Below are 24778 nucleotides of genomic sequence, written 5' to 3'. Positions count from 1 at the left end.
ATCATTATTTTTTAAAATAAAGTTTCAGAACAAATAACAGCGTAATAGAGAGCTCTGTATACCATCATATTAATTCAGTGTCATTCCAGGCACTACTCCCCACATAGCTAACTTATATCCAGGAAAAAAGCCTTCCGCCGTGTTTATTACTTCCACTTTCAGGCCTAATCCATCCTTGCAATAAACCAACATTCCATTTTGCACATCAAGGGCTACAATAGTGCCTGGTATTATGCCCGTAACATCGCCATTCAATTGCACGGGGCTGGCATCACAAATGCCAAATGCCCAACCGTTCAAAGCTGTTGGGATACCCATAGCTATGGGATTGCAAGACCTTATTAGCGCTATTATCTCAGACAAGGTCATCTCTGCCCACCTTATTACTATTTCTTCCTTTTTTAGTTTTGGCAAATAACATGCTCTGGCTTCGTCTTGTTTATATCCATCAGGGATTACTCCCGTCTCTAGTTTTCCAATTAATGTTTTGCATGCAGTCTCGCCTATTCTGGCCATCTGGCCACATAACATGCCGTAGGTAAATTCTGGCGATAAGGGGAATTCTTCCCTCATTAAAATATCGCCGGTATCAAATCCCTCGTCCATTTTATGCACAGTGAGCCCCGCCGTAGCTCGTCTTTGTCTTATACTTTCAAAAATGGGATCTGCCCCTCTCATCTCCGGCAACAGGCCATAATGGAAATTGATGAAACCTAATTGCGGCACCTGCAGCAAATGCGCAGGTACCTTCCAGGGAAAGGTCATTACAAAAACGACATCAGGCTGTATTGCACGCAACCAGCAAGAAAGTTGTATCCAGCGATCTTCGTCAGATATTATATTACAGGGCACATCATTCGCCTCGCAAAACTGGCCGACAAATGCCACTATTTCTTTATCCCTGCCGGTCGTTACTACCCCACACAAGTGTCCGCTTGCAGCAATTGTCTGCAAGGCGGGGAAAGCCATTTTATTATTACATAGCAGTGCTATTTTCATTTTCTTTTTTAAGATTCCAAGCAGCCGTATGCATTAAACCAGGAACTGAAACCTCCTACTACAGTGCGTATATCATTAAACAACAACTGGCGCTGGGTATCTGTTTGTTCAGAAATACCTATTATCCTGATGTTGCAATTTCCAGCAATATCGTCTTTAACAACAACTGCATCATACATTGGCGCATGACATTCATGTGTTTCGGCATCCAGCATTATGGCCCCACGTGGGCTATCAAACCTGAAGCCTTCAAGTTTTTCGACAGCGTCTTTTGTATTAATTGCCATAAGTGCTGCGGCAGCCACTATACCAGCCTCCCAACCCAGAAATGAGAAAAAATTTACGTTGTTCTCTTTCCCGACGACGGACTTGAATTGAGCATTTTCTGGATTGTCAAGCTCTTTTACCCAAGGCATACAGACTTTTATATCAAAACCCGGATAAGGAGATTGCTGCAGCCACTGCTCATCTCCTACAAATGGGGCACCATATACCTGCTTATTTTTTAAAACTATTTCGTTTGCAGCCGTAGTGCAAAAATCCTGTAGCATATCTCCGCAAAACGAAGCAAAAACTGCATCTGTAGTATTATTATCACCTAAAAATGTAGTTAGCGGTTCCAGACTAAATTCACGCCTACTGAGCTTTGTCACGTGGTTGAATGTCATCTCACCCTCACCACTGACGATAGCGCAATGGCAGGCATAGGCACTTCTGTAGCCTGCTTCATAAAAAGAACCGGCATAGGCTATCCTCTTGTTACCGTCTTCAATTGCTCTATTGGTAATCATTCGACTACCCAACGCCCCTTGCAGCGAGAGGAAGAAAACATGATTCAATTTTTGGTGGGTCGACCTGTAGTGATAACCAGCATCAAGCGATATTAAGATCCCATTTCCAGCCTCGAAAAGCGGTTCAAGACTTTCGGCAGTAGTGGGATTGATATACGCAGCAACAATCCTGCAACCACCCATCAGCAACTTTTCACAGGCACCATATATCAGTTTATTATTGCCCCCCACCCCTATACTTTCTGTAATAATTTCTATGCCTCCCATGCCAGCCTCCTGCAGCGATAACCGAAGGCCAGCCATCATATCAAAACTGATAGTGGGATAAATAGAAGACTTAGGCAGTAATAATCCAATTTTGGTTATCATTCTGGTTGGTAATAAGATGTTGTCAAAAAAGTGAGCACACAACAATTTCAAGTTCCGAACACTTAAATGCAGCCGGAACCGTTAATAATGCTTGCCCGGCTGCGTTACATATTATGGGTGCGGAGGCCAAACCCCAGAGAGGCAAATGCAATAGCATACTTGCAGACCAGAAGGAAAAGCCGATATTGGTGCACCACCAGTGACAGATGAAGGCACGTTATTCTGAGCCATAACATTGTTAGGAGCCGCACTTTGCACATCATTGTATGCATTGGCTGAAGTAATTCCATAATATGCATTAACCGGCGTAGTTATGCCAGCTGGTACGCCTGCCCTCAATGGCGCAACAGTGAATGGGTGGGAATGTGCGGGTATGTTTGCGGCTGTCAAGTTTAAATAGAGAGAACCACCAGTTTGCGCGAGGGTGCGATTTGTGAGATTGAGACCCTGCCCTGTTCCAATTGGCATATAGCCCATAGGAGTTTGCGAGGTGGCCATAAGGTTGGGCACTTTGAAAGTTGAAGCATCTCCGCCATAGGTCGTTCCAATCAACGAATACAATGGCTGATAATCGCTTATATTGTATGTTGCCCCATTGCACAAAGCCCATGTGCCAGGACTATTTGCGGGAGGGTAATCAAATGAGAATGCCCAGATTGAGCCTGTATATGCTTCCATAATAACTTATTTTAATTTTATTAAATAATACACGCACTAAGGCCTTATTGGAAAAAAACCTTCGTAAGCAATAAAATATGGTGTTACCTGATATGGAGGCATTTTATTGACTGGTGCAGGAGAGGTGACACCTGCATTACCAATTGAAATGTCTATTATTTGCGCCATATTAGCACCAGGTGTACTTGCATATGATTTATTAGCTGTGCGGCCAGTACCAGTGGCCATTGTCTGCGCAGGATAGTTGCCAGCAGGCTCGGCAGAATTGCCCACGCCGTTGTAACAACCCAAGGCAAACCCAATAGTATGATTATGCGCAGGCATATTAGCTGATGTAAGTGTTCCGTCGGAACCGACAACAGTTCCGAGTGTACCGGTATTGCTCGCCCCTATGGCTACACGCCCCCTTAGGTCAGGAACAACAAAAGTAGTATTAGTGTTAGTGCCGTAAGTACCAGTAATTAGAGCGGCCAATGCTTGATATTGGACTATCAAACAGGTAGACCCATCGCAGGCCAACCAGCCATAGGGCACATATTTAAGAGTAAATGCACATATGGTGCCTATGTAAACTTCCATAATATATTTTTTAAAGTTTTAATATTTACATGCGAAAGATCGCTCTTAACTACGAGGCGGATATAGGCCCACAACAGCAATGCAGCAAGTAAGCGCAATAAACTGGGGCATAGTGGAAAATGGAGCCCCTATTCCACCTTCGGTTTGCGTAGTTACAAATGGTGCCATATTAGCTGAACTAGAAGTTGTAGTGTAAAGATTAGCGGGGGAGGTTGCAGATTCGGCAGCGGGATACTTTGCAAACGGGATAGCAGACGAACCTGGCCCAGAAGATACCACCATGGGAGTATCACTAATTAAATGAGAGTGCAGCGGTAAAGATGCCGCAGTAATAGATGCCGTTTCGGCTCCGCCAAGGGCTCCTATAGCATAGTTTTGGCCGCTCTTCAAGGTACCTGCCCCCACTATAGCCCGGCCTCTGTAATCGGGCAAATTAAAAGTTGTGGTTCCGTTGCCGCCATATAAGTCTGCCATCAAAGAGTACAATCCCTGATATTGTGCAACTTGAAGTGGCTGCCCAATACATTGCAGATAGCCTACAGGCGCATAATCGAACGAAAAGTATTGTATACTACCAAGAAATGGGTCTACCATAATATAAAAGTTTTTACATGGTTAACAATAGTTATTGGAAAATGTGTTACTCAAAATCAGTTTTCATCTGTCCGTAAGGGTGGACCCACATGTCATATCCCTCCTGTTAAATATTTATTCAAATGTTTGTACAAATTTTCACACCTCCTAAAATATCAGAAAAAATAAGGGCTACCCCTACCGCGTAGTTGCAACCTCTAAAATTTCTATAATCTCTCTGATTGTTTTAACGGTGACTAACTAGGTCCCATCAAAATATTAAAATTAGCTGCACGACTACCCGGCGTAATGTGCCAGTAGCCAACGAACTTAAATAAAGGAGCAATATATCAGTAGTCTGGTGGTGCCGAACGCCACAAAAATGGTGTCGAACACCTATTTTTTAGGTATGAGTAATATTTAATACATTTCGATCAATAGGTAGTTCTCCAAGTTGTAGTTGGGTAACTCTACAATGTACACACTGTACCCATATTATATATTCTTTTCTATCTAACTGCCGAATATACAAGTATAGACACTTTCTGAACACATATACACTACATCGTTCCAATCCAATTTCCTCTTTACAATGTTCCTACCGTACATTATTCCCTTTCAGAAATCCGGGACTTTTACCCACAATACCCCATACGCATACTACAACCCTGAATTGTTAACTTAAATATCTTACCGCTTATCATCAATTCCTAAATAGCAATAAAATATACGGGGTATCCCTACCTGCCTTGCAACACCACCAACCAGGGTTTCCTATAGAATACAAGAGTAAGACTCTCTATTGTCTTTGCAAACTGTAACGCTAACGAATAACTGCCAAATGTATCCGTAGCAGCAAAACAGAACGGCAGATAAAAGCACAGGCGGCGGAGCACCACACACAAATCTACAGCCTTACACTCCTGTCAATTTCATTATCGCAACTCAGGGCTACCATCCAATGAGGCCTCAATAAACAAGGTATTACTATTTTGAATCTAATTGAACAGGCATGATTGTAATCCTATATTGAGGTAAAAAATATCCTAAAAGCACTTTATGTAGCTTCGCAAAAAGAATGCTTTACTCGTTTTAGTAATTGTCAAACAATCATTTTTAAAATTTATATTTTATTCACAATAGCATTACTACTATTACAAATAGTTTTATTACTTTTGCATAGTGATGTGCACAAAAGGTGGGAAAAACACATCAAAGCCATTATGCAAAAAATAAAAATAGCTGTTGCCAAAGGAGATGGGATCGGTCCTGAGATAATGGACGCAACCCTATCTAGTATCAGAGCTACTGGTGCGCCATTAGATTTCGAACTGGTGGATATGGGTAAAACCTGGTACGAGCAAGGCCACTCGTCGGGAATGACACCTATTGCAAAGAACACAATTGAGGACCTGGGAATACTACTAAAAGGCCCGATGGAAACTCCTAAAGGAAAGGGAATGAAAAGCATAAATGTAACTGCAAGAAAAATGTGGAGTACATATGCCAACAAACGTGTTTTCAAATCACTTAATGGAGTGGACACGGTTTTCTCTAAGGCCAGTATACCTATAGACATTACCATGGTAAGGGAAAATATCGAAGATACTTACGGGGGAATAGAACACATGCTAACAGAAGATGTAGCACTTTGCCGCAGATTTATAACACGCCCGGGGTCTATGCAGGTGCATAAGTACACATTTGAAATGGCGCGTAAGAGAGGTGCAAAAAAGGTTACCTGCGGGCACAAGGCAAACATAATGAAGCTTACTGACGGACTCTTCCTTGAGAGCTTCTACGAAGTGGCAAAAGACTATCCTGAAATAAAAGCTACCGACATAATAGTTGATGATCTTGCAATGAAACTGGTAGCACGTCCAAATGACTTTGAGATCATTGTCCTCCCAAACCTACAGGGAGACATTCTTTCAGACCTATGTGCAGGCCTGGTGGGCGGGTTGGGGTTTGCTCCGTCGGCTAATATCGGCGACAATGTATGCATATTTGAAGCAGTGCACGGGTCTGCACCCGACATAGCAGGCAAGAACATTGCCAACCCAACCGCATTGCTGATAAGTAGCTGCATGATGCTTCGACATCTTGGGATGACAAAGGAAGCAATTACCATTGAGAACTCATTATATACTACGCTGCAACAAGGGTACCACACAATAGATTTTGGACATGGGGTGGAAAAACAATTGAATACAACTCAATTTGCAGATCAGATCATTAAGAACCTGCAACTGTCAACCAATACTGACACCACTAACCATGCCTTGATAAACACCCAAAGCAAAAGGGAAGTATATCAGATACTCCATACACCTACCAAGGGTGAGGCTATAGTAAATGGAGCGGACTTTTTTGTAGAAAGCACCGAACAACCAAAGGTTATTGCACACAAATTCAAAGACAAGTTGCCGGAAAATATGTCATTGATCATGATCAGTAACCGGGGTACGCAAGTTTATCCTGAAGGGTCTCTGCTTACTGATTGTGTAGATCAATTCAGAGTGAGAATAGAGAGAGAGCCCGGTGCGCCATCTTTGACAGCAGATGAAATTCTAGATTTCGCAAAAGAGATATCGAGGTCAATAAAAATCTGCTCCATTGAATGGTTGATGATGTATGGAGGTGTTAAGTCATATTCTCTGGCTCAAGGACAATAATTAACTCTATGATACACAATAAGAAACTACGTATAGGCATATTGGGCGGCGGTCAGCTTGGAGCTATGCTCATAAGATCTGCTATAGACTATGGATTTGAAATTTCGGTATTAGATAAGGATGTTAATGCCCCGGCAGCCAGATATACAAATTCATTTACTCTCGGAGATCCTGAGAACTATGACGATGTAGTGGCATTTGGAGCGCAATGCGATATAGTGACTATTGAAAAAGAAGCAGTAAGTACTAAAGCCTTAAAGTACTTACAAGATAAGGGAGTACAGATACATCCATCACCTGAGTTGTTAGCTACTATTCAGGATAAACAGGAGCAGAAAGAATTCCTGAAACTTCATAATATTCCAGTAGTACCCTACGTACCAGTAGCGAGTAAAGATGAGTTATATGGTCATACGTCAAGACTACCGGCATGCCTGAAGATGAGGCGAAACGGTTATGACGGAAAGGGTGTAATGATGTTACACAGTGAAAAAGACATAGAAAACGCTTTCGATGGGCCGGCTATCCTGGAGCAGAAGGTCAAGATAAAACAGGAAATATCCGTGATCGTAGCAAGAGGCGAAGACGGAGCGATTGAATACTACGAACCAACGCTAATGGTATTTGATCCGGAAAAGCACCTGCTTGACTTTCAGATCTGCCCCGCCAGTCTTGATTTCGAGATCACTAATCAAGCTTATGCAATAGCTATAAAGATTGCTACTAAAATGTCTTTAGTAGGCATCATGGCCATCGAAATGTTTATTACCGATGACAATAAATTGCTGGTCAATGAAATAGCACCAAGGCCTCATAACAGTGGACACCACACTATAGAAGCTTGCGCAACATCGCAATATGAACAGCTGATACGAGCTATAACAGGCATTCCTCTTGGAGACACCCGACTCAATTGCAAAGCAGGGTTAGTTAACCTGATAGAAACGGGCAAGCGACTCGACCTGTCTGCTATTATGAACAGACCTGCCATACACCTTCACTACTACGGAAAGCAGAACAGTAAGCCAGGCAGAAAGATAGGACACATAACTATTACAGAACCGAATATAGAAGGCGTAATTGCACAAATAGCAGCTATTAAAAACATTTTAAACTAGGATTATGGAAGCACCAATGATAGGAATAATTATGGGTAGCAGCTCTGATGCTGCTATCATGAAACCCGCGGCAGACATTTTGGATCTTTATAAAATCCCTTATGAATTCACTGTGATATCAGCACATCGCAGTCCACAAATAATGTTTGATTACGCGAACACTGCGCTTGAACGAGGCCTTAAGGTTATTATTGCTGGCGCGGGAGGCTCTGCACACTTACCTGGTATGGTTGCCGCAATAACTACTCTACCTGTAATAGGCGTGCCGGTAAAATCAAGTAACTCCCTAGATGGATGGGATTCACTGCTATCGATCGTGCAGATGCCGAATGACATTCCTGTTGCAACGGTTGCCGTAAACGGCGCTCATAACGCGGGCTTGCTGGCAGTACAAATATTGGCAACCCATGATGATCGGCTCATGACCATGCTAAAAGATGCAAAACTAAAAAATGTGGAAAAAGTTAAAGCCCAGCAAACGAGTATTTCTCTGAAGGCATAGTAAGTATTCATTTTCACTTCACAAACGCAATATATGGTACAGCAAAGCGATATCGTAATGATACAGGGCTGCTTTCAGTCGGAACATGCCAAAGGCTTGATCATGAATTTGATAAAAGATAAAATTCAGGTAGAGCTTTGAAGTTTCAAAGGCAATAGTATAGAAGAGGACTACTTGGAATACGACGAGGAAAGAAGAAATATAGTAGGAGAAGAATTGAATAAAGCGTTAGATAAGATCGGAAACAAAAGAGTAAATCTTCATGCAATATTTGTTGTAGAACCGGTGGTTGATTAATATGAATGATAAAATCAGACAATACTTCGCGGGGCGAAAACTCGTTATCGCAACAATGCATGGTAAAGAAGCCACCATAGGTCCAATTCTGACGAGAGAATTGGGTGTAGAGATCGTTGTACCTGAGCATTTCAATACAGATACATACGGAACCTTTAGTGGTGAAATTGAGCGAATTGTTGACCCGGTAGAAGCAGGAAGAATAAAGTGCATTGCCGCATGTGAACTGACCGGATGCGATCTGGCTATTGCCAGTGAAGGCTCATTTGGCCCGCACCCGACAATGTTTTTCGCAGCAGCGGACGATGAAATACTTGTATTTGTTGACCTGAAGAACAAACTGGAAATAAAAGCGAGGGTAATCAGTAGAGATACAAACTTTGCCGGAGACCTGTTTACAGATTGGCCGGAAACTAAGAAATTTGCTGAAGCATCTTCATTTCCATCTCATAGCCTTATTGTCCGCAAATCAAAGAACGGTAATGAAGATATAGTGAAGGGCATTTCATCTTGGGACAGTCTTCAGGACACATTTGAAGTGTTCTTTAGAAAATACGGTGCGGTCTTTGTAGAGACCGACATGAGAGCAATGCACAACCCTACCCGGCAAAGAGTAATACATGAGGCAACAACGAAGCTTGTAAAAACCATTCATAACATATGCCCCAATTGCTCCTTACCAGGATTTGATGTGAAAACTGTGAGGGTCGGATTGCCTTGCAAGATGTGCGGATCGCCAACAAGAAGCACCTACTCATTTGTATACGAGTGCCAAAAGTGCGAACATAGAGCCGAGATAAAATACCCCAACGGGCAGGAATATGAAGACCCGATGTATTGCGATTACTGCAACCCCTGAACATAAAACAAAGAGATGAATTACAACCTTTTGATAAACAACCTTACCAATCCAACATTGCTATTTTTCGCCCTCGGGGTGCTAGCTTCTCTGGTAAAAAGTGACCTTGAAATACCACCATCGACTTCAAAATTTATATCCCTGTATCTTTTATTTTCAATTGGCTTTAAGGGGGGCCAGGAACTAGCTCATAGCGGCTTGAACAGGGAGATCATTGTTACATTGCTATTATCCATATCACTTGCTACTGTGGTTCCTATGTATACATTCTTTCTGCTGAAGACAAGACTAAGTGTAGAAAATGCCGGAGCAATAGCCGCTACATATGGCTCTGTAAGTGCTGTAACATTTGTAACAGCCACTTTGTTTTTAGATAGCCTGAAGGTAAACTACGGCGGACACATGGTAGCATCAATGGCATTAATGGAAGCCCCGGCAATAATAATAGGGGTAATGCTGATGCGGAAATACGGAACACAAACAGGCAATGATCATGGCATGGGAAGCATTGTACACGAATCTCTTACAAATGGGAGTGTGTTTATGATCGTAGGCAGTTTAGTAATAGGGATCATTGCAGATGTGAAGGGGGCTGAAGGGATCAAACCATTTACCACCGATATTTTCAAGGGTTTTCTGGCGATCTTCCTTTTAGAAATGGGAATGGTAGCTGCAAGACGCTTCTCAGCATTCAAAAATTACGGCTGGTTTGTAACGCTATTTGCAATCATCATACCGATAGTAAATGGTTTAATGTCGGTCATAATTACCCACTATATGGGTATTCACCCCGGTAACCGACTATTGATAGCAATTCTGGCCGCCAGTGCGTCTTACATTGCTGTGCCAGCTGCTATGAAACAAGCCGCTCCTCAAGCAGATCCCGGCCTGTACGTACCCATGGCACTGGGGTTAACATTCCCCTTCAATATTACCATCGGACTGCCATTTTATTGGTTGGTGATACAGTCGTTTTAAGTAATTATTGAATGATTGTATTACTATCGCAAACGTACAAAAGAATATTATTCATTAAACTGAGTCAATCTTAAATGCTAACTTTGCTTCTGCAAATGTTATTACTATTATGGAAGTCCAATTACAAATAAAAATGAACGCTAAGTTATATTTGCGCGATCCTGAAACGTCAGAACTGGGCAAAGGCATAATAAGGCATGGAATTGAAATGATCTATGAGTTGGGCTTCGAAGAGTTTACATTCAAAAAGCTGGCCATAAAGGTAGGTACTACAGAAGCCAGCATATACAGATACTTTGAAAATAAACATAGACTACTCACTTATATAACAACCTGGTTCTGGACATGGCTGGAATACCAACTTGTATTTAGTACCAATAATATAAGTGACAGTAAACAAAAAATTGACGCTGTTTTAAAATTATTGACGTTTCAGGAAAAAGACGAATTTGCACTTGAGCATATAAACAAGAGTGTGCTGCAAAAGATCATAATATCAGAAGGTGATAAATCATATCTTACCAAGCACGTAACTGAGGATAACAAGGCAATGCTATTTAAACCTTATAAAGACCTATGTCATAGAATAGCGGAAATATTTTTGGAATACAAGCCCGGATATCCTTACCCTCACTCCTTAGCCAGCACGCTAATAGAAACAGCTCACCGGCAAATATATTTTAAAGATCACCTGCCGCGCCTTACTGATTTTGGGAATGTTAAAGATACTAATATAGTAGTGAGCTATCTCAGCCACATGGTATATAGTGTGTTGGATAATGCAAAGAAGAAGTAGGCTGTATCGTGAACCAATTCAGAGCATTCATACAAAACTATACATCTCTTCCTGACAGCGAATGGGCGGCCATCCTTTCGTGTATGGAGGAACGAGTAGTTAAAAAAAATGAAATACTATTACATGAAGGCAAAGTTTGCCGTTATCTTTATTTTGTAGAGAGTGGCCTACTTCGTTTTTTTATCAATAAAGACGGCAGTGACATTACCAAGTTCTTTACATTGGCGCCGTATTGTTTTACCTCGCAGGTCAGTTTTACCACGGAACAAGCAGCAAAAGAGAATATACAAGCAATAGAGCCATCCGTAATATGGCAGATAACCTTAGCTCAGGCAAATGCACTCCTGGAATTGAGGAGCTGGAACACCTTTATACGCAAACTCATACAGGAAGTGCAACAATATACTGAAGAAATTTTGCAGGAAATACAAACGGAAACAGCAGAACTGAGGTACGAGCGAATGCTGGTTACGCACTCTCCGCTACTACAGCGTGTACCGCTAAAATACCTTGCTTCGTACCTTGGCATCGCACCGCAATCACTGAGCAGGATAAGAAAAAAGCTAGTGGCTCCTTCGAAGTTAACATAGGTGCAGTGGGTCGACTAGAATTAAAGTGAATTTCGCTTCATCATTTCACTAATCTTTAGAACGATGAAGCAAGCATTTCTTTTCCTCTCTCTGTGTGCTGTAATAAACTCAAGCGCACAACAAACAAATTATCATTTCAGCAGCACAGATAGCACTACCGCCTCTGCCGAAAAAATCTGGCAAATTTGGACCAACGTTCCTGATTGGGAAAATTGGGATAAAGGACTCAAAGACGCTCAGCTCTTTGGCACATTTATGGTTGGTACACGCGGAACACTTATTCCCGACCAAGGCCCGAAGTCAAAATTTATTATTACTGAAATTGTACCGGGCCGTTCGTATACGTTTAAGACCAGGATACCGCTTGGCCGTTTGGTCATCAAGAGAACACTGGAAGGAAAGAATGCTAGAACATATTTTACCCATGACGTACAGTTTACCGGTATACTTAAAAAAATACTGGGTAACAAACTTGGTAAAAAATATAGACTGATATTGCCGGAAACTCTTAAAAACATAAGGCAGATGGCGGAAACCAAAGAACAGCTGATTAACACTCTTTAAATAAAAGTTTATGATAGCAATAAGACTAGTATACTTGGCCAACATTGTTGTTGCAGGGTGGATAGGTATTTGTTCGCTGTTTTTCCCGAAATTACCTTCCGCAACGATTTTACAAAATGTCTACCCATCGACTGAAGTTATCAGGTTAGTAGGAGCCTTGTGGCTGGCAATAGCCCTCTTATCATTATTAGGGCTTTGGTTGCCCATTTCTTTTTCTCCGGTGCTATTGCTACAGCTTATCTACAAAGCAGCATGGCTATTAGTAGTGGCGGTACCCGCAATTAAAAAGGAGGAAGCCTTCCCCACAGGCATGGCATCTTTCTTCTTAGTCTGGGTGCTGGTCCTGCCATTTGTTATTCCCTGGAGCTATTGGGTAAAATGAGCTATATATAAAGACAATAGAATAACTCTGACTTTTGAAGATATAGTAAAGGAACCTTTGCTTTCAATCTGTTCAATCCATCCTTTTAACTGCGATCATCTCAATAATGGGCTGTCAAATTTTTTGGAAATAAATAGCAGTTTTCCAGATTGCATAATGAGGAATTTGTGCGTAATGTGTCCTTTCTTTAGAGCGCATTTACCTTCGGCAATATTTCTTTCTTTAAAATGTGCAAGAATGATACTAATATCTCTATCGTGTATGTCAACTACCTATCGTATATATATAATTAGTTCATACATGTCATTAGTTTCTGTTGGATACTTTTCTGGTAGCTTTATATAAGAGTTCCTGAAGACCACAGGAGGCTCACATAAGCCTTTTGCCACTTAGCTTTTAACTCTATAAGTTTCTGTGCTGTTTCCAGCACCTTACTTTGACGTGCATTAAGCAGGAACAGCGAGCTTTCGCCGGTTTCAAATTTTAACCGCTCGCCCTGGTACAGCTTCATGAAGTTGGTATTTGTGCTTGTCATTATATTGAGTTGTTGCCTTACTGCCAGCAACTCATTGTAATAACTTCTTGTCTTATTTTCAATTTGCAGCCTTGTGTTGTTCCTATCCAGATCGGTCTCCAAAATTTTTAATTTAGCTGCACTGTATGCGCCTCTGGCATCTCTTAAAAACAATGGCATTGCAAAACTGAGGCCCAATTTATGGTTATTTTCCAGCAGAGGTAAATTCAATTCCTGCGGATATTTATAACCTTTACTCAGAATATTGCCACTCACACTCAGCTTGGGCATCAACGACTGTGCTTTCAACCTTTTTTCAATAGCTAGTATATCCATCTTGTAGTTGATAGCTCTTAACTTGGGGTGCTCATCCAGTGCGGCCATCAGCGCATTGAGGTCTGGTATCGTCACGGCAGCTTTATCAAAATCGGCAGTATCAGGCAGTATCATGTCTGACCACTCAACAGGTGAATTATTTTCCAACCACAGATAGTTCGATAATTCCATTCCTGCGTTGCGGAAAGCAAGCAGCATAACACTTTCCTGAAAATAGAAAGTTTGCAGTTGAGTTATTGCCTCTATGGTGTCAATAGCAGGACGCAGGCCCTGCTCGTACTCTAGTTTTACAAAACGTACTCGCTCTTCACCCACTGCTACAGCGCTTGAAATAATTTTGTAGCTACAATATTTCTCCACCCAATTCCAATAGGCAGCCAGGCCCTCATACAGTAGGTTGTTCACGGCAAGTTTTCTTTCCTCAGCAGTTTGTTGCTGTAGTGCCTTTGCTTGCCTCAGCGCGGCTCTACGCTTATCAAATAACAGTTGGTTGGCAGCTACCTTTACACCTACAAAGCTTGTTTGTCCCAAAGTAGATTCGGAAGAAACTCTGCTCCCAACAATTTCTTCCACCCCTGCTTTCAGATCTATACCATACCAGGTTGGTATTGTCAGTTCGGGTTTAAAATAGCTGTAATATAGCTTACCATCAAATGTTTTTCTGTCAAGTGTAGTGCCTATTTCGGGGTCAAACGCGCCGCGAGACTGCTGCACGTTAGCCTTTGCCCGTTCTACCTGTAGGTCGGCTTGTTTGGCGATTGGATGGTACAGCTTTACAATATTGATAAAATCGTCTTTGGTCAAAACATGATATGTGCTATCCCCTGCCCTACAGCAAACAGACAGCAAAACCAACACCCAAACGAGCAAATATTTACTTCTTTCCTTTATCATTATTTTTTTCTTTTGTCTGGTAGTATTCAGGAGGGAACCCATTTATATTTCGCCACAATTCATACCAAACAGGTACATCGTGGAGGAGTGCTATGGCCGATGCTCCGGTGCCAAGCATCAGTGTCTTTGGCCAGGGCCGGTAGGACTTATCTTCTCCAACAAGAATTCTGAATTTACCATTACTGCTGACTGAACTTTCTATTACAGCAATTTCACCACTAAAAATACCATATGAAGCTTTAGGCCAACCACTGAATACGATCGCGGGATATCCGTCGAAAAGGAAGCGTACTTTTTGTCCTTTTGATAATAAGGGAAGATCTACAGGCCTTACATAAATTTCAACCGCATGATCAATCTGCAACGGAACGATCTCAGCAATTTTTTCTCCCTCCTTCAGTATCTCATTAAGTCCCGATTTGTTGGCCTGCACTATTTGTCCTCCTTGCGGCGCAATAAGGTAGTACATACCATTTCTTATCCTGTAATTTTCGTATTGATTACTCAGTTTAGCCACATCGGCTGTGCTGTTAGATATCTCACTTTGCGCCGCTGCCTTTTCGCCCTGGGCCTTTGACTTCTTCTCCAGAAACTCCGCCTGAGCCTGAATCAGCTCTGTTTTGGTATTAAAGAATTTCATTTCAGCACTCGTTTTCTTAGCTAAGGCACTCTGATAATATTGGTTTCGTTGCTCCAACTGCACAAGCGACGACAAGCCACTGTCTCTCATTATCTTCTGCCTGCGAAATTGCGCTTCAGCAATTTTCATATCATTAGCTGCAGATACCGCTTCAAAGCTATCGGCAATCACCTTGAGCGATAATTGCTTCATTTTTAATATTACTACCTGCTGCATCGCTGTTATCTGTGCATCAGTAGCAGCTACCTTATCCCCATAAAAACCTACGCTCGATTTTTTTGCGTTGATCTGCTCTTTTGTTCTGTTCAATAACTCCGGATCGAGGTAACTATCTTTTATCTCGGCAAGCTGGGCTATCGTATCTCCGGCTTTCACAACATCACCCTCCTTTACGTACCATTTAATAATACGACCGGGAATGATCGAATTTAATTCCTGAGGACGTTGCTCCTGCCTCAGTGTAGTTATCGCACCTTTGGCTCTTATGTTTTGTGTCCATGGCAAAAAGAGCACAGCAATCAGTAACAGCAAGGCGCCTATCAACCAGTATCTCACATGATTTTTCACACCAATCCTATACACAAGATCAAAAGACCGAAACTTAGCGTTAGTGATCTCCTGCTCTATGGTTTGTTTTATCTCTCTCATAGGTTGTTCGTTTTTATCGACTTTACTGCACCTCTCTCCATTTCTATTACCAGATTGCACTGGTCAGCGAAAGCAACATCATTTGTAACAACAATGATTGTCTTACCTGTTAACTTCTGCAGAATATGAGCCTGTATTTGTTTCACATATTGCTCCTCAAGTCCCAGCCATGGTTCTTCAAGCAACAACATCTGCGGATTATGAATAAGTGCACGCACAAGTAATACCTTTTTTACTATCTTATCTGGCAGATGGTTACCAATGGGTTTTATTTCAAAATCATAACCCTCTTTATGACTATCTACAAACTGTTTCAATCCAGTTATTTCAGCCAGGTAATTCATCTGCTCATAGGATATCGCATCGTTGCCAATGCAGATGTTTTCCTTTATAGTACCTTGAAATATCTCCTGTATACTCAATAATACACCTATATTTCCTCTTATCGAACGGATATCATAGTTAGATATGGGAATATTATTTATGAGTATAGTTCCTTCAAAATCCTGATAAGCGCCGCTTAATAATCTTATAAGTGTGGATTTACCGGCACTATTGGCCCCCATGACACATACCCTACTACCCGCTGGTATATTAAAGGACAAATCTTTCAGTATTAGTTTTTCACTGCTATATCCAAAAGATACATCTTTGACTTCAAGAGAGAACCCGGCATTGGCGTGTATTAATTGCTGGCTGCCCACTTTTTCTTTAGGTTTTTCCAATAACTTATTGATCTTCTCGACTGAGGTCAGCACATCATAAATATTATCGAGGCTAACTATCATTTTTTCTACTGAGCCTATGATCATGAGAATAACTATCTCTGATGCAATAAATTGCCCAACGTTAATTTGCTGATCTACAAGCAGTATAGCACCAACAATCAGCATAGCGGAAATGATCAGTAGCTTAAAAACAATCAATGTCCAATATTGAAAAAGCAATATTTTGAAATGCGAGGTTCTTGATTGCAGGTACCCGGAAACATAATCATCTGTTTTATTGATGTGCAATGAACTATTCCGGGAAAACTTGAAAGTGGTAATTACTCTTGCAATCTCCTGCAAATAGCCGGCAACTTTATACTTGTAGTTACTTTCTTCCATACTTGTTTGTAAGCCCTTATTCCCGGTTGTAATCAAAATCAGGTACAGTACAACAAGTAGAAGTAAGCCAAAAAAGATAAACACTGGATGATAGAACGAAAGCAATATCAGACCGAAAATTATTTGAATTGACGCGGCCGGAATATCAAGCAGAATTTTCGATATACCTTTTTGTAATGATACCGTATCGAAAAACCGGTTCACCAACTCGGGCAGGTAGTAGTTATCAACGTCCTGCAGATTCAATTTCGGAATAGTGTCGGCATATTTAAAAGCATACCTTACAAAGAGTTGCTGTTGTATTTTTTCGATCAACTTCATTTGATTTACCTGAAGTAAACCAGCCACCAATACCCCTATTATAACGAGCGCTATGAGCAAGACCATTGATGTGGAAATTGTACCGCCAAGTACAAAACTTATTATAGATTGGATACCTAGCGGCAATGACAACTGAACAACACCAGCTATTATCGCATAAAAGTATATGGACGATATTTCTGATTTTTCAAATTTTAATACCTCAAGAAGTTTCAATAATGTGCTCATTCGCTTCTCTGCCATATACAAGTAATTTTGGCAAATACACATAAACACTCTCCTTTCTGATAGCATTACTATTATGAAAGTGTTAAAAAAAGAACAAAAAAGATAGTGATGTGTTTTTTGGGAAATTGTAATGCAAATCCCTCTTCCAGAAACAAACTGCCTCAAACGCACTATTGGCGAGTCACACAATAAAAACATAAATTAAGTCTGCGGCGATTATCTTCCGTAGGGAATTAACGGAACATATGCTAATCTACAAGATGCGGTAGAATAATAGTAAAGCACGACTGATTGCCATTACTATCCGAAACGTATATGTAATTGAATTTCAGTCCATCAGAAGATAAATAGTTATGTCTTGGCGAATTTGACTTTATGTCTTGAGGTTGTCTTAGAATTCTACTCAAAACTTGATCCTGACAATAGTCAATTATCAATTTCTAACTTATAGCTATTGATAATCAATAACTTACAGACTCACCCACAAACAAAAATAGCACCCTTAATAGGTGCTATTATGTTTCTGCGGACTGTAAGGGACAACTTTTGAACTATTTCATGGAGGATTTGAAGGCAATTTTCGAGTATTAGTCGTCCTTAGTAGAATTAGTCTGTAATTTCAAATTCAAGACCAGCATTTCCTAAAATTTATACAGCTCTTTTAATATGTCTAGTTCCACCCAGGCGAAGAGTAACTGCACTATTCGAAAATAAAATAATTGCAATAAATCCGTCACCCCAAAATCATAAAGAAGCGAAACAACACTCTATTGTGGAATCTTATTACACTCAGATTTTAGGTATTCAATAAATTTGCATGACTTCTCAATAAAAACTCTTGCAAAAAGAAATTTAATATGGTATCTTTACATAAGATGAAGAGATCTTATGACTAAGAGAATAGAAGAACTGAAGAGGCACTTAAAAGAAGGTAGTGTGTACAGGAGAGCAGATTTAACTCAGTGGTCAAATGCTGTAGACCGCCACTTAAATGAGTTAGTTAAGAGCGGATATCTTGAGAAATTATCTGTCGGGCTTTACTACGCTCCCAAAAAATCTATTTTTGGTGTGGTGCCACCCGAAGATGAATCGCTTGTACGCACTTTTCTTAAAGAAGATGATTTCTTAATCACGTCGCCTAATGCTTATAACAGCCTTGGAGTTGGCACAACACAACTCTATAACGTCCGTGTTGTGTATAACCATAAAAGACACGGCGAGTTTGACTTAGGGGGAAGGAAGTTCTTTTTCCATGCAAAACACCGTTTTCCTAAAAAACTAACTCAGGAATTTCTATTAGTTGATCTCGTAAACAATATAGAGAACCTGGCCGAGGATAAAACTGAGGTTTTAACGAAGGTTCTTGCCAAAGCCAAGACAATGGATGCAAGACAACTAAGAAGAACAGTTACAAGTTATGGTAATACAAAAGCTAAATCTTTATTTAGTTCCTTGATAACGCAAAAAAATAATGTTGCTTATGCCCGCTAAATACCTTCATGAATTGAATGAGTTTCCAGAACTATTGAGAATTTTGGAAAAGGACTTAAATATACAGGCTTATTTGATTGAGAAAGACTATTGGATAATGAATGTATTAAGTGGTCTTAGACAGCAAGGATTTGAATTTGAATTGAAAGGCGGAACTTCGCTGTCGAAAGGCTATAGACATTATTGATAGATTTTCCGAAGATATCGACATACACATTAAGCCACCAAAAGATTTGCCAGTTAACACAAACCCTAAAAATAACAAGCCCAGTGCAGTAAAATCTCTTAAGGACTATTACGACTGGCTGGCCCAAAACATAAAAATTGCCGGAATTATCTCAATTGTTAGGGATGAACAATTTGATAATACCGATACTTACAATAGCGGAGGCATAAGGCTCAAATACAAAAGCTATGCCGAGAAAGAAGATGGAGTAAAAGAAGGTATCTTGCTCGAAGCAGGGTTTGATAATGTAACTCCGAACGAGAGCAGAACAATAAGTTCATGGGCCTACGACAGAGCTTCGAACACAGTCGGTGTTAATATCATCGACAATAAAGCTGTTGGTATTACCTGTTATCATCCAGGTTACACGTTTGTAGAGAAACTTCAGACAATTGCTACTAAATTTAGAAAAGAACAAGAAACAGGCTATCAAAATCAAAACCTAATGCGCCAATATTATGATGTTTATAGCTTGCTGGTAAGTAGCGATGTTCAGGCATTCATTGGTACACAGCAATATATTGACCATAAAAATGTAAGATTCCCTAAGGTAGATTTATTGACCCCGATATCTCAAAATGAAGCATTTCTGCTTAGTGACCTAGCGTTGAGAGCGCAATTTATAGAGCGATATAAAACAACAGAAAAGCTCTACTATAAAGGACAGCCACCTTTTGAAGAATTGCTTGCTAGAATCACAGAAAATATTGATAAACTATAATTATAATTTAAGGCTTCGACTATTTAATGATAGTTCGACCAGTAAACACAGTGAATTCATACTGAATACATATTTTTGCTCATCTTAACCTATTGACTAATGGTACAACGAATGACCTGGTGTGCATTGACAGAATTGATATGTACCAAATACAACCCTGAAGTAAAATTATGGTCTAATTGCACCTGTTCATCAATCTTCCCGTTACTTAAGATGAAGGATTTTTTGTACACTACCTGACCCAGCAGATCTAATATTTCTACTATTGCTTCATTGTCTCCCGGTATCCATGAACCCGACAATGTAAATGAACCAGTGTTGGGGTTTGGATAGATACCACAGCTGATGCCATCAGCTGCGATCGGTGCTACACCCAGTGCTGCGCATTGCGCCGGCGTATATATATAGAACGCAAACCGGGCAGTATCTGTTCCGCAGGTATTGTTCAACACATAATAGGCTGTATCAACTCCCGATGTGATACCAGTTACAAGACCTCCTATCGAAGTTATTGAAGCATGGTTATTGGCCAAATACCAGGTACCACCCGTCGTATAATTATACAACCTTATAGTGTCACTCATACACAGACGCACCGGGCCAAAGATGTTGCCGGCGTCTGGTAATGTAATAATACTTATTGCAAGAGTGTCGGTAGTCGGAGCACCGCAGCCATTATTTACAGTGTAAGAGATTACTGCATTACCCACATTCGTGCCTGTGACTACCCCCGTGACATCAATAGTCGCTATGGCAGGATTACTGCTGGACCATGTACCACCAGGTATCCCATTAGTGTATAATGCGGTACTGCTTTGGCAGATCAACGATGAACCGGCAATAGGTATAAATGTTGGAATTGGAACAACAGTAACAGTTGTTGTGGCTAATGCAGTACCGCAAGAATTAGTTGTAGCGTAGGAAATAATAGCACTACCGGCGGCAACTCCAAATACAGCACCTACTCCACTCACTGTAGCAATTGCCAAATCACCACTACTCCACACTCCCCCAGGCACAACATCGGAAAGAGTAGTATTACTGCCAGCGCATACTGTAGTTGTGCCGGTGATGGCTGCCATTGCCGGCAAGGGAGTTAAAATAACAGACGTGGTTGCAGTGACAGTAAAACAACTGTTACCAACAGTTAGGGTATAAACACCGGACGAACCAGCAGTAGTGACGAAAGAAGCCGGATTAAGCAGACCAGCACTGTAGCCACCGGGCCCTGACCAGAAATAGCTGGTAGCTCCCGTAGCAGCTCCAATAAGAGACAAAGTTGCACCTGTACAAAGAGAACTGGTCACTGCACTTGCGGATACCGACGTTGGTGTGCTGATAACATTTACAGATCCTGTATTCGCAGAAGTACTACCACATACATTTGTGGTTGTCAGCGTGTACACACCGGCAGATAAAGAGCTGGTAATTAAACTGACAGGATTGAGTACTGATGAAGAATAACCATCTGGACCCGTCCAAAAATAAGTAGTAGTTATGGGGCTGGCAGCAGCACCGGTAAGTGTCAGCGGAGCCCCGCTACACAACGATGGATGAAGCTGTAGCCGTTACTAATGTTGGGGCGGTATTAACAGTAACAGAAGATGTAATGGCGATGGCGCTGCCACAAACATTGTTAGCAGTAAGCGTATATACGCCTGCAGATAGTGTAGAAGTTATAAAAGGTGTGGGGTTAAGCAAAGTAGAAGTATAACTATTAGGGCCCGACCATGAATACGATATTGCGATGGGGCTGGTAGCAGTGCCTGTGAGCGATAACGTACTGCCACTGCAGAGTGTTGTTGGCAATGCAGTTGCGGTCACAGCAGTTGGTACGGTGCGAATGATTATAGAAGACGTTGTAGCAACTGAACTGCCGCAGCTGTTGGTAGCTGTAAATGTATAAATGCCGGCCGATAAAGTGGTAGTGATAATACCGGCAGGGTTCAGATCTGTCGACGTATAACTATCTGGTCCCGCCCATCCATAAGTGGTGGCCAGAGCACTTACAGCGGTACCGGTAAGGGTAAGTGCAGACCCGCTGCATATTACCGTGGCAGATGGTGTTGCAGTTATTGACTGAGGCACATCGTTTACAGTTACAGGAGCAGTAATTCCAAAGGTATTGCCACAGCTATTGGTTGCGGTAAGTGTGTATATACCCGAGGACAGAGTTGTAGTGATAATACCAGCCGGGTTTAGGCTAGAAGATAGGTAGCCGTCGGGGCCATTCCACTGGTAACTGGTGGCATTAGTTACAACACCCGTAAGTGTAAGCGTATTGCCCGCACAGAGGGTCGGAGCAGATGCGGTAGCCGTAACCGCCGAAGGTACAGTATTGATAGTAATAGATGATGTCATAGTAATGGTACTACCGCAAATGTTAGTGGCTGTTAGTGTATATACACCTGCCGACATAGTAGAGGTGGTGATGCCAGCTGGATTAAGTACTGCGGAAGAATAACTGTCTGGCCCGCTCCATGAATAGGTAGTACTCAAAGGGCTGATGGCTGTACCGGTAAGAGTAAGCACATTGCCGCTGCACAAAGTTGTTGCAGATGTAGTCGCCGTAACGGCTATAGGCGCAGTATTGACAGTAACAGAAGCCGTTGTAGCGGTAGCGCTACCGCATAGATTGGTTGCAGTAACTGTATATACTCCAGCCGATGATGCGTCGGTAATTATCGCTGGTGGGTTCTGCACCGCAGATGAATAACTGCCCGGTCCACTCCAGGAATAAGTGGTAGTAATAGGGCTGGTAGCGCCACCTGTCAATGTTAATGCATCTCCTCTGCATAATGTAGTTGGGTTTGCAGTAGCTGCAACTGCAGTAGGTACCGTGTTAACTGTTAAAGTTGTTGTTGTTGCTGTCGTATTACCGCATACATTGGTAGCTGTCAGTGTATACACTCCTGCCGATGATGTGGATGTAGTAATTACAGGCGGATTAAGCACTGCAGCAGAATAAGTACCCGGGCCGCTCCACGAATAAGTGGTAGCGCCAATGGCAGTACCGGTAAGTGTTAATGCATCACCCAAGCATAGTGCCGAGGCAGACAATGCTGCTGTTACTGTTGTTGGTACGGTTAGGATGGTCACGGTAGTCGTGGTTGCAGTTGTATTACCGCACATATTGGTGGCAGTAAGCGTATATATCCCGCCCGACGTAGGTGAAGTAACAAACCCGGGAGGATTAAGCACCGCAGCGCTATAACTGCCTGGTCCGCTCCACGAATATGAAGTCGCCCCCGTAGAGGTACCACTAAGCGTAAGTGTGCCCCCAACGCAAACACCAGTAGCCGATACTGCAGCAGAAACTGCAGCAGGCAATGTGATGACCGTTATCATCCCCGTAGTAGTAGTGGCAATTCCGCAACTGTTGGAAGCAGTAAATGTATAAATACCAGTAGATGTAACTGACGTAACAAACGCAGGCGGGTTTTGAACAGAAGATGAATAACCACTTGATCCGGACCAGCCAAAAGAAGTAGCACCTGTTGCTGATCCAGTAAGTGTTAAGGAAGTTCCAGCACACAGAGTAGTCGCAGATGCGGTAGCAAGCAATGCTGTGGGTGCTGCTGTAACGGTCACAGAGGCAGTTGTAACTGTAGTGCTGCCACAGGCATTTGTAGCTACGAGGGTATATATACCTGAGCTGGCCGTGCTGGTTGAAAATGCAGGCGGATTTAGAAATACAGATGAGTAGCTATTTGGGCCTGTCCAGGAATAAGTAGCCCCTCCGGTAGCAGTTCCCGTAAGCGTAAGCACCCCTCCACTGCATAATGCAGTTGAAGAAGGCGTAGCAGTCACAGCCGTAGGTGGTACAGTACAACTAACCGTAGTAACAGTAGCGGTAGTAGTAACCGAAGCTGTACAAGAATTAGCATCAGTCACTACGACAGTATAGGAGCCGTCATAGGCGGCAGTAACTCCGGCACCAGGGATAAACGGGTTTTGATTGGTACTGCTGAAACCGGAGCCCGCGGGACCTGTCCAGCTATACGTGAATGGTGTATAAGTTCCCGTTGGTGTACTTGACAGTGTAAATGAAGTACCTGCGGTTACAGGTGTTGTATTGGCTGCAGTTACGGGGAATGAGGCATTCGGAATGCACATTCTGAAATCATCAACGGACACTCCATTATCAGAGCCACCAGGATCATCTACGGTCCAGGTAATTGAAAAAGCAGCACCCGGTGCTATTGAAAGTCCGGTCAACGATACTGTTTTGGGAGTTGTTGTCACCGTACCTGACGAACCACTTGCAGATCCAGAGCCACTCAACGCAGCCTGTATCGTAGCGCTTGATCCTGCAAGGGCGCCTGCACTTGTTGCTACTAACCCCGACCCGTTAGCATATCTCCATTGCTCAAAATTATAAGAAATAGTCAATGCTGTAATTGTAGATGCAGTAGCATTTGTAAAAGAACCCGTAATGTAGATGATACCGGCAGAGCCGGAATGTAGCAACCCCATTGACCAATCAGATCCCGCTCCATAGCACCATATCCCCCCTGTATTACTTGTACCGGTACCGGTACCCCTGAAAGTTCCTGAGTAAGACCATCCCAACGGGGCAGTGCCTAAACTAAATGAGTTAAAATTCTCGAAGTAAGAACCACTAAAACCAACTTGTGCACTCAGATTTACTGTAACAAAAAGCAATGCAACTAAAAGCAGGTTCCTAAAAGCGCTGCAATTATTCCATCTAAAACTTATTCTCGTCTTCCTGCACTCTGATCGGTCTTCCTTCACGTGTAATGAATACAGATTCTTATTTCCCATCTCCGAGTCTATTTTGGGCAAAAATCCACCAATTGTATTACCCCAATAACAGGTCATTGTTAACGCATGATTATCGAATTATTAAACGATTTCAGTACCTTTTTTTAAGATATTC

Annotated in this window: 21 protein-coding genes; 11 read left to right on the top strand and 10 right to left on the bottom strand. The window is 41.9% G+C overall.

Going from position 1 to position 24778, the window contains the following annotated elements; genetic code table 11:
* Positions 1–69: 69 nt before the first annotated feature.
* The 5 genes from CJD36_RS21265 to CJD36_RS21245 form a co-directional block, all read right to left on the bottom strand.
* Entirely contained in the window at positions 70–999 is a 930-nt protein-coding gene (locus CJD36_RS21265) for a methionyl-tRNA formyltransferase (RefSeq protein ID WP_105041224.1), read from the bottom strand.
* Positions 1000–1007: 8 nt separating this feature from the next.
* On the bottom strand, positions 1008–2159 hold the full coding sequence (locus CJD36_RS21260) for an ABC transporter substrate-binding protein (protein ID WP_105041223.1): 1152 nt from the start codon (positions 2157–2159) through the stop codon (positions 1008–1010).
* A 111-nt stretch (positions 2160–2270) separates the two neighbouring features.
* Positions 2271–2837 carry a phage tail protein gene (locus CJD36_RS21255; protein ID WP_105041222.1) on the bottom strand — a complete coding sequence of 189 codons (567 nt, stop codon included), beginning with the start codon at positions 2835–2837 and terminating at the stop codon, positions 2271–2273.
* A gap of 36 nt (positions 2838–2873) precedes the next feature.
* A complete protein-coding gene (locus tag CJD36_RS21250) occupies positions 2874–3416 on the bottom strand; it encodes a phage tail protein (RefSeq protein WP_105041221.1) in 543 nt (180 codons plus the stop codon).
* Positions 3417–3461: 45 nt separating this feature from the next.
* On the bottom strand, positions 3462–4010 hold the full coding sequence (locus CJD36_RS21245; protein WP_105041220.1) for a phage tail protein: 549 nt from the start codon (positions 4008–4010) through the stop codon (positions 3462–3464).
* Between the two features lie 1202 nt (positions 4011–5212).
* On the opposite strand from CJD36_RS21245, the gene CJD36_RS21240 reads away from it, so the two are divergent.
* The 9 genes from CJD36_RS21240 (at position 5213) to CJD36_RS21200 (ending at position 12750) form a co-directional block, all read left to right on the top strand.
* On the top strand, positions 5213–6664 hold the full coding sequence (locus CJD36_RS21240) for an isocitrate/isopropylmalate family dehydrogenase (protein WP_240609401.1): 1452 nt from the start codon (positions 5213–5215) through the stop codon (positions 6662–6664).
* A gap of 8 nt (positions 6665–6672) precedes the next feature.
* A complete protein-coding gene (locus tag CJD36_RS21235) occupies positions 6673–7782 on the top strand; it encodes a 5-(carboxyamino)imidazole ribonucleotide synthase (protein ID WP_105041219.1) in 1110 nt (369 codons plus the stop codon).
* 4 nt (positions 7783–7786) lie between these two features.
* A complete protein-coding gene (purE, locus tag CJD36_RS21230) occupies positions 7787–8284 on the top strand; it encodes a 5-(carboxyamino)imidazole ribonucleotide mutase (RefSeq protein WP_205685670.1) in 498 nt (165 codons plus the stop codon).
* Positions 8285–8582: 298 nt separating this feature from the next.
* Positions 8583–9440: a DUF6671 family protein gene (locus tag CJD36_RS21225; RefSeq protein WP_105041218.1), complete on the top strand. Its 858-nt coding sequence runs from the start codon at positions 8583–8585 to the stop codon at positions 9438–9440.
* 15 nt (positions 9441–9455) lie between these two features.
* The gene (locus tag CJD36_RS21220; RefSeq protein ID WP_105041217.1) at positions 9456–10418 is read left to right on the top strand and encodes a sodium-dependent bicarbonate transport family permease; all 963 of its coding nucleotides are present in this window, start codon (positions 9456–9458) and stop codon (positions 10416–10418) included.
* A gap of 133 nt (positions 10419–10551) precedes the next feature.
* Entirely contained in the window at positions 10552–11214 is a 663-nt protein-coding gene (locus tag CJD36_RS21215) for a TetR/AcrR family transcriptional regulator (RefSeq protein WP_205685669.1), read from the top strand.
* An 8-nt stretch (positions 11215–11222) separates the two neighbouring features.
* Positions 11223–11804, top strand: coding sequence for a Crp/Fnr family transcriptional regulator (locus CJD36_RS21210; protein ID WP_105041215.1), 582 nt, complete (start codon positions 11223–11225; stop codon positions 11802–11804).
* A gap of 63 nt (positions 11805–11867) precedes the next feature.
* Positions 11868–12368, top strand: coding sequence for an SRPBCC family protein (locus tag CJD36_RS21205; protein WP_105041214.1), 501 nt, complete (start codon positions 11868–11870; stop codon positions 12366–12368).
* Positions 12369–12378: 10 nt separating this feature from the next.
* Positions 12379–12750, top strand: coding sequence for a hypothetical protein (locus tag CJD36_RS21200; protein ID WP_105041213.1), 372 nt, complete (start codon positions 12379–12381; stop codon positions 12748–12750).
* Between the two features lie 337 nt (positions 12751–13087).
* Here the strand turns inward: CJD36_RS21200 and CJD36_RS21195 are convergent, their stop codons facing one another.
* From CJD36_RS21195 to CJD36_RS21185, 3 genes are all read right to left on the bottom strand, one after another.
* Positions 13088–14404 carry a TolC family protein gene (locus CJD36_RS21195; protein WP_161499410.1) on the bottom strand — a complete coding sequence of 439 codons (1317 nt, stop codon included), beginning with the start codon at positions 14402–14404 and terminating at the stop codon, positions 13088–13090.
* A 70-nt stretch (positions 14405–14474) separates the two neighbouring features.
* Entirely contained in the window at positions 14475–15782 is a 1308-nt protein-coding gene (locus tag CJD36_RS21190; protein ID WP_105041230.1) for an HlyD family secretion protein, read from the bottom strand.
* Positions 15779–17455 carry a peptidase domain-containing ABC transporter gene (locus CJD36_RS21185; RefSeq protein ID WP_161499409.1) on the bottom strand — a complete coding sequence of 559 codons (1677 nt, stop codon included), beginning with the start codon at positions 17453–17455 and terminating at the stop codon, positions 15779–15781. The genes CJD36_RS21190 and CJD36_RS21185 overlap by 4 nt, the downstream gene beginning before the upstream one ends.
* A gap of 873 nt (positions 17456–18328) precedes the next feature.
* On the opposite strand from CJD36_RS21185, the gene CJD36_RS21180 reads away from it, so the two are divergent.
* Together CJD36_RS21180 and CJD36_RS21175 are read left to right on the top strand one after the other, a co-directional pair.
* The gene (locus CJD36_RS21180; RefSeq protein WP_170067830.1) at positions 18329–18931 is read left to right on the top strand and encodes a DUF6088 family protein; all 603 of its coding nucleotides are present in this window, start codon (positions 18329–18331) and stop codon (positions 18929–18931) included.
* A gap of 173 nt (positions 18932–19104) precedes the next feature.
* Positions 19105–19878 (top strand): nucleotidyl transferase AbiEii/AbiGii toxin family protein, encoded by a 774-nt coding sequence (locus tag CJD36_RS21175; protein WP_205685673.1) that lies wholly within the window; start codon positions 19105–19107, stop codon positions 19876–19878.
* 89 nt (positions 19879–19967) lie between these two features.
* Here the strand turns inward: CJD36_RS21175 and CJD36_RS21170 are convergent, their stop codons facing one another.
* Both CJD36_RS21170 and CJD36_RS21165 read right to left on the bottom strand, forming a co-directional pair.
* Positions 19968–21425 (bottom strand): T9SS type A sorting domain-containing protein, encoded by a 1458-nt coding sequence (locus tag CJD36_RS21170; protein WP_105041210.1) that lies wholly within the window; start codon positions 21423–21425, stop codon positions 19968–19970.
* Complete coding sequence (locus CJD36_RS21165; RefSeq protein ID WP_105041209.1) at positions 21418–24663, bottom strand: beta strand repeat-containing protein; 3246 nt, start codon at positions 24661–24663, stop codon at positions 21418–21420. Before CJD36_RS21165 ends, CJD36_RS21170 begins: the two co-directional genes overlap by 8 nt.
* Positions 24664–24778: the final 115 nt, after the last annotated feature.

Source organism: Flavipsychrobacter stenotrophus (assembly GCF_002954265.1).
In the GTDB taxonomy this organism is placed as follows: Bacteria; Bacteroidota; Bacteroidia; order Chitinophagales; family Chitinophagaceae; genus Flavipsychrobacter; species Flavipsychrobacter stenotrophus.
Note: the sequence above shows the minus strand (reverse complement) of the source record. Positions and strands in the feature narration are given on the sequence as shown.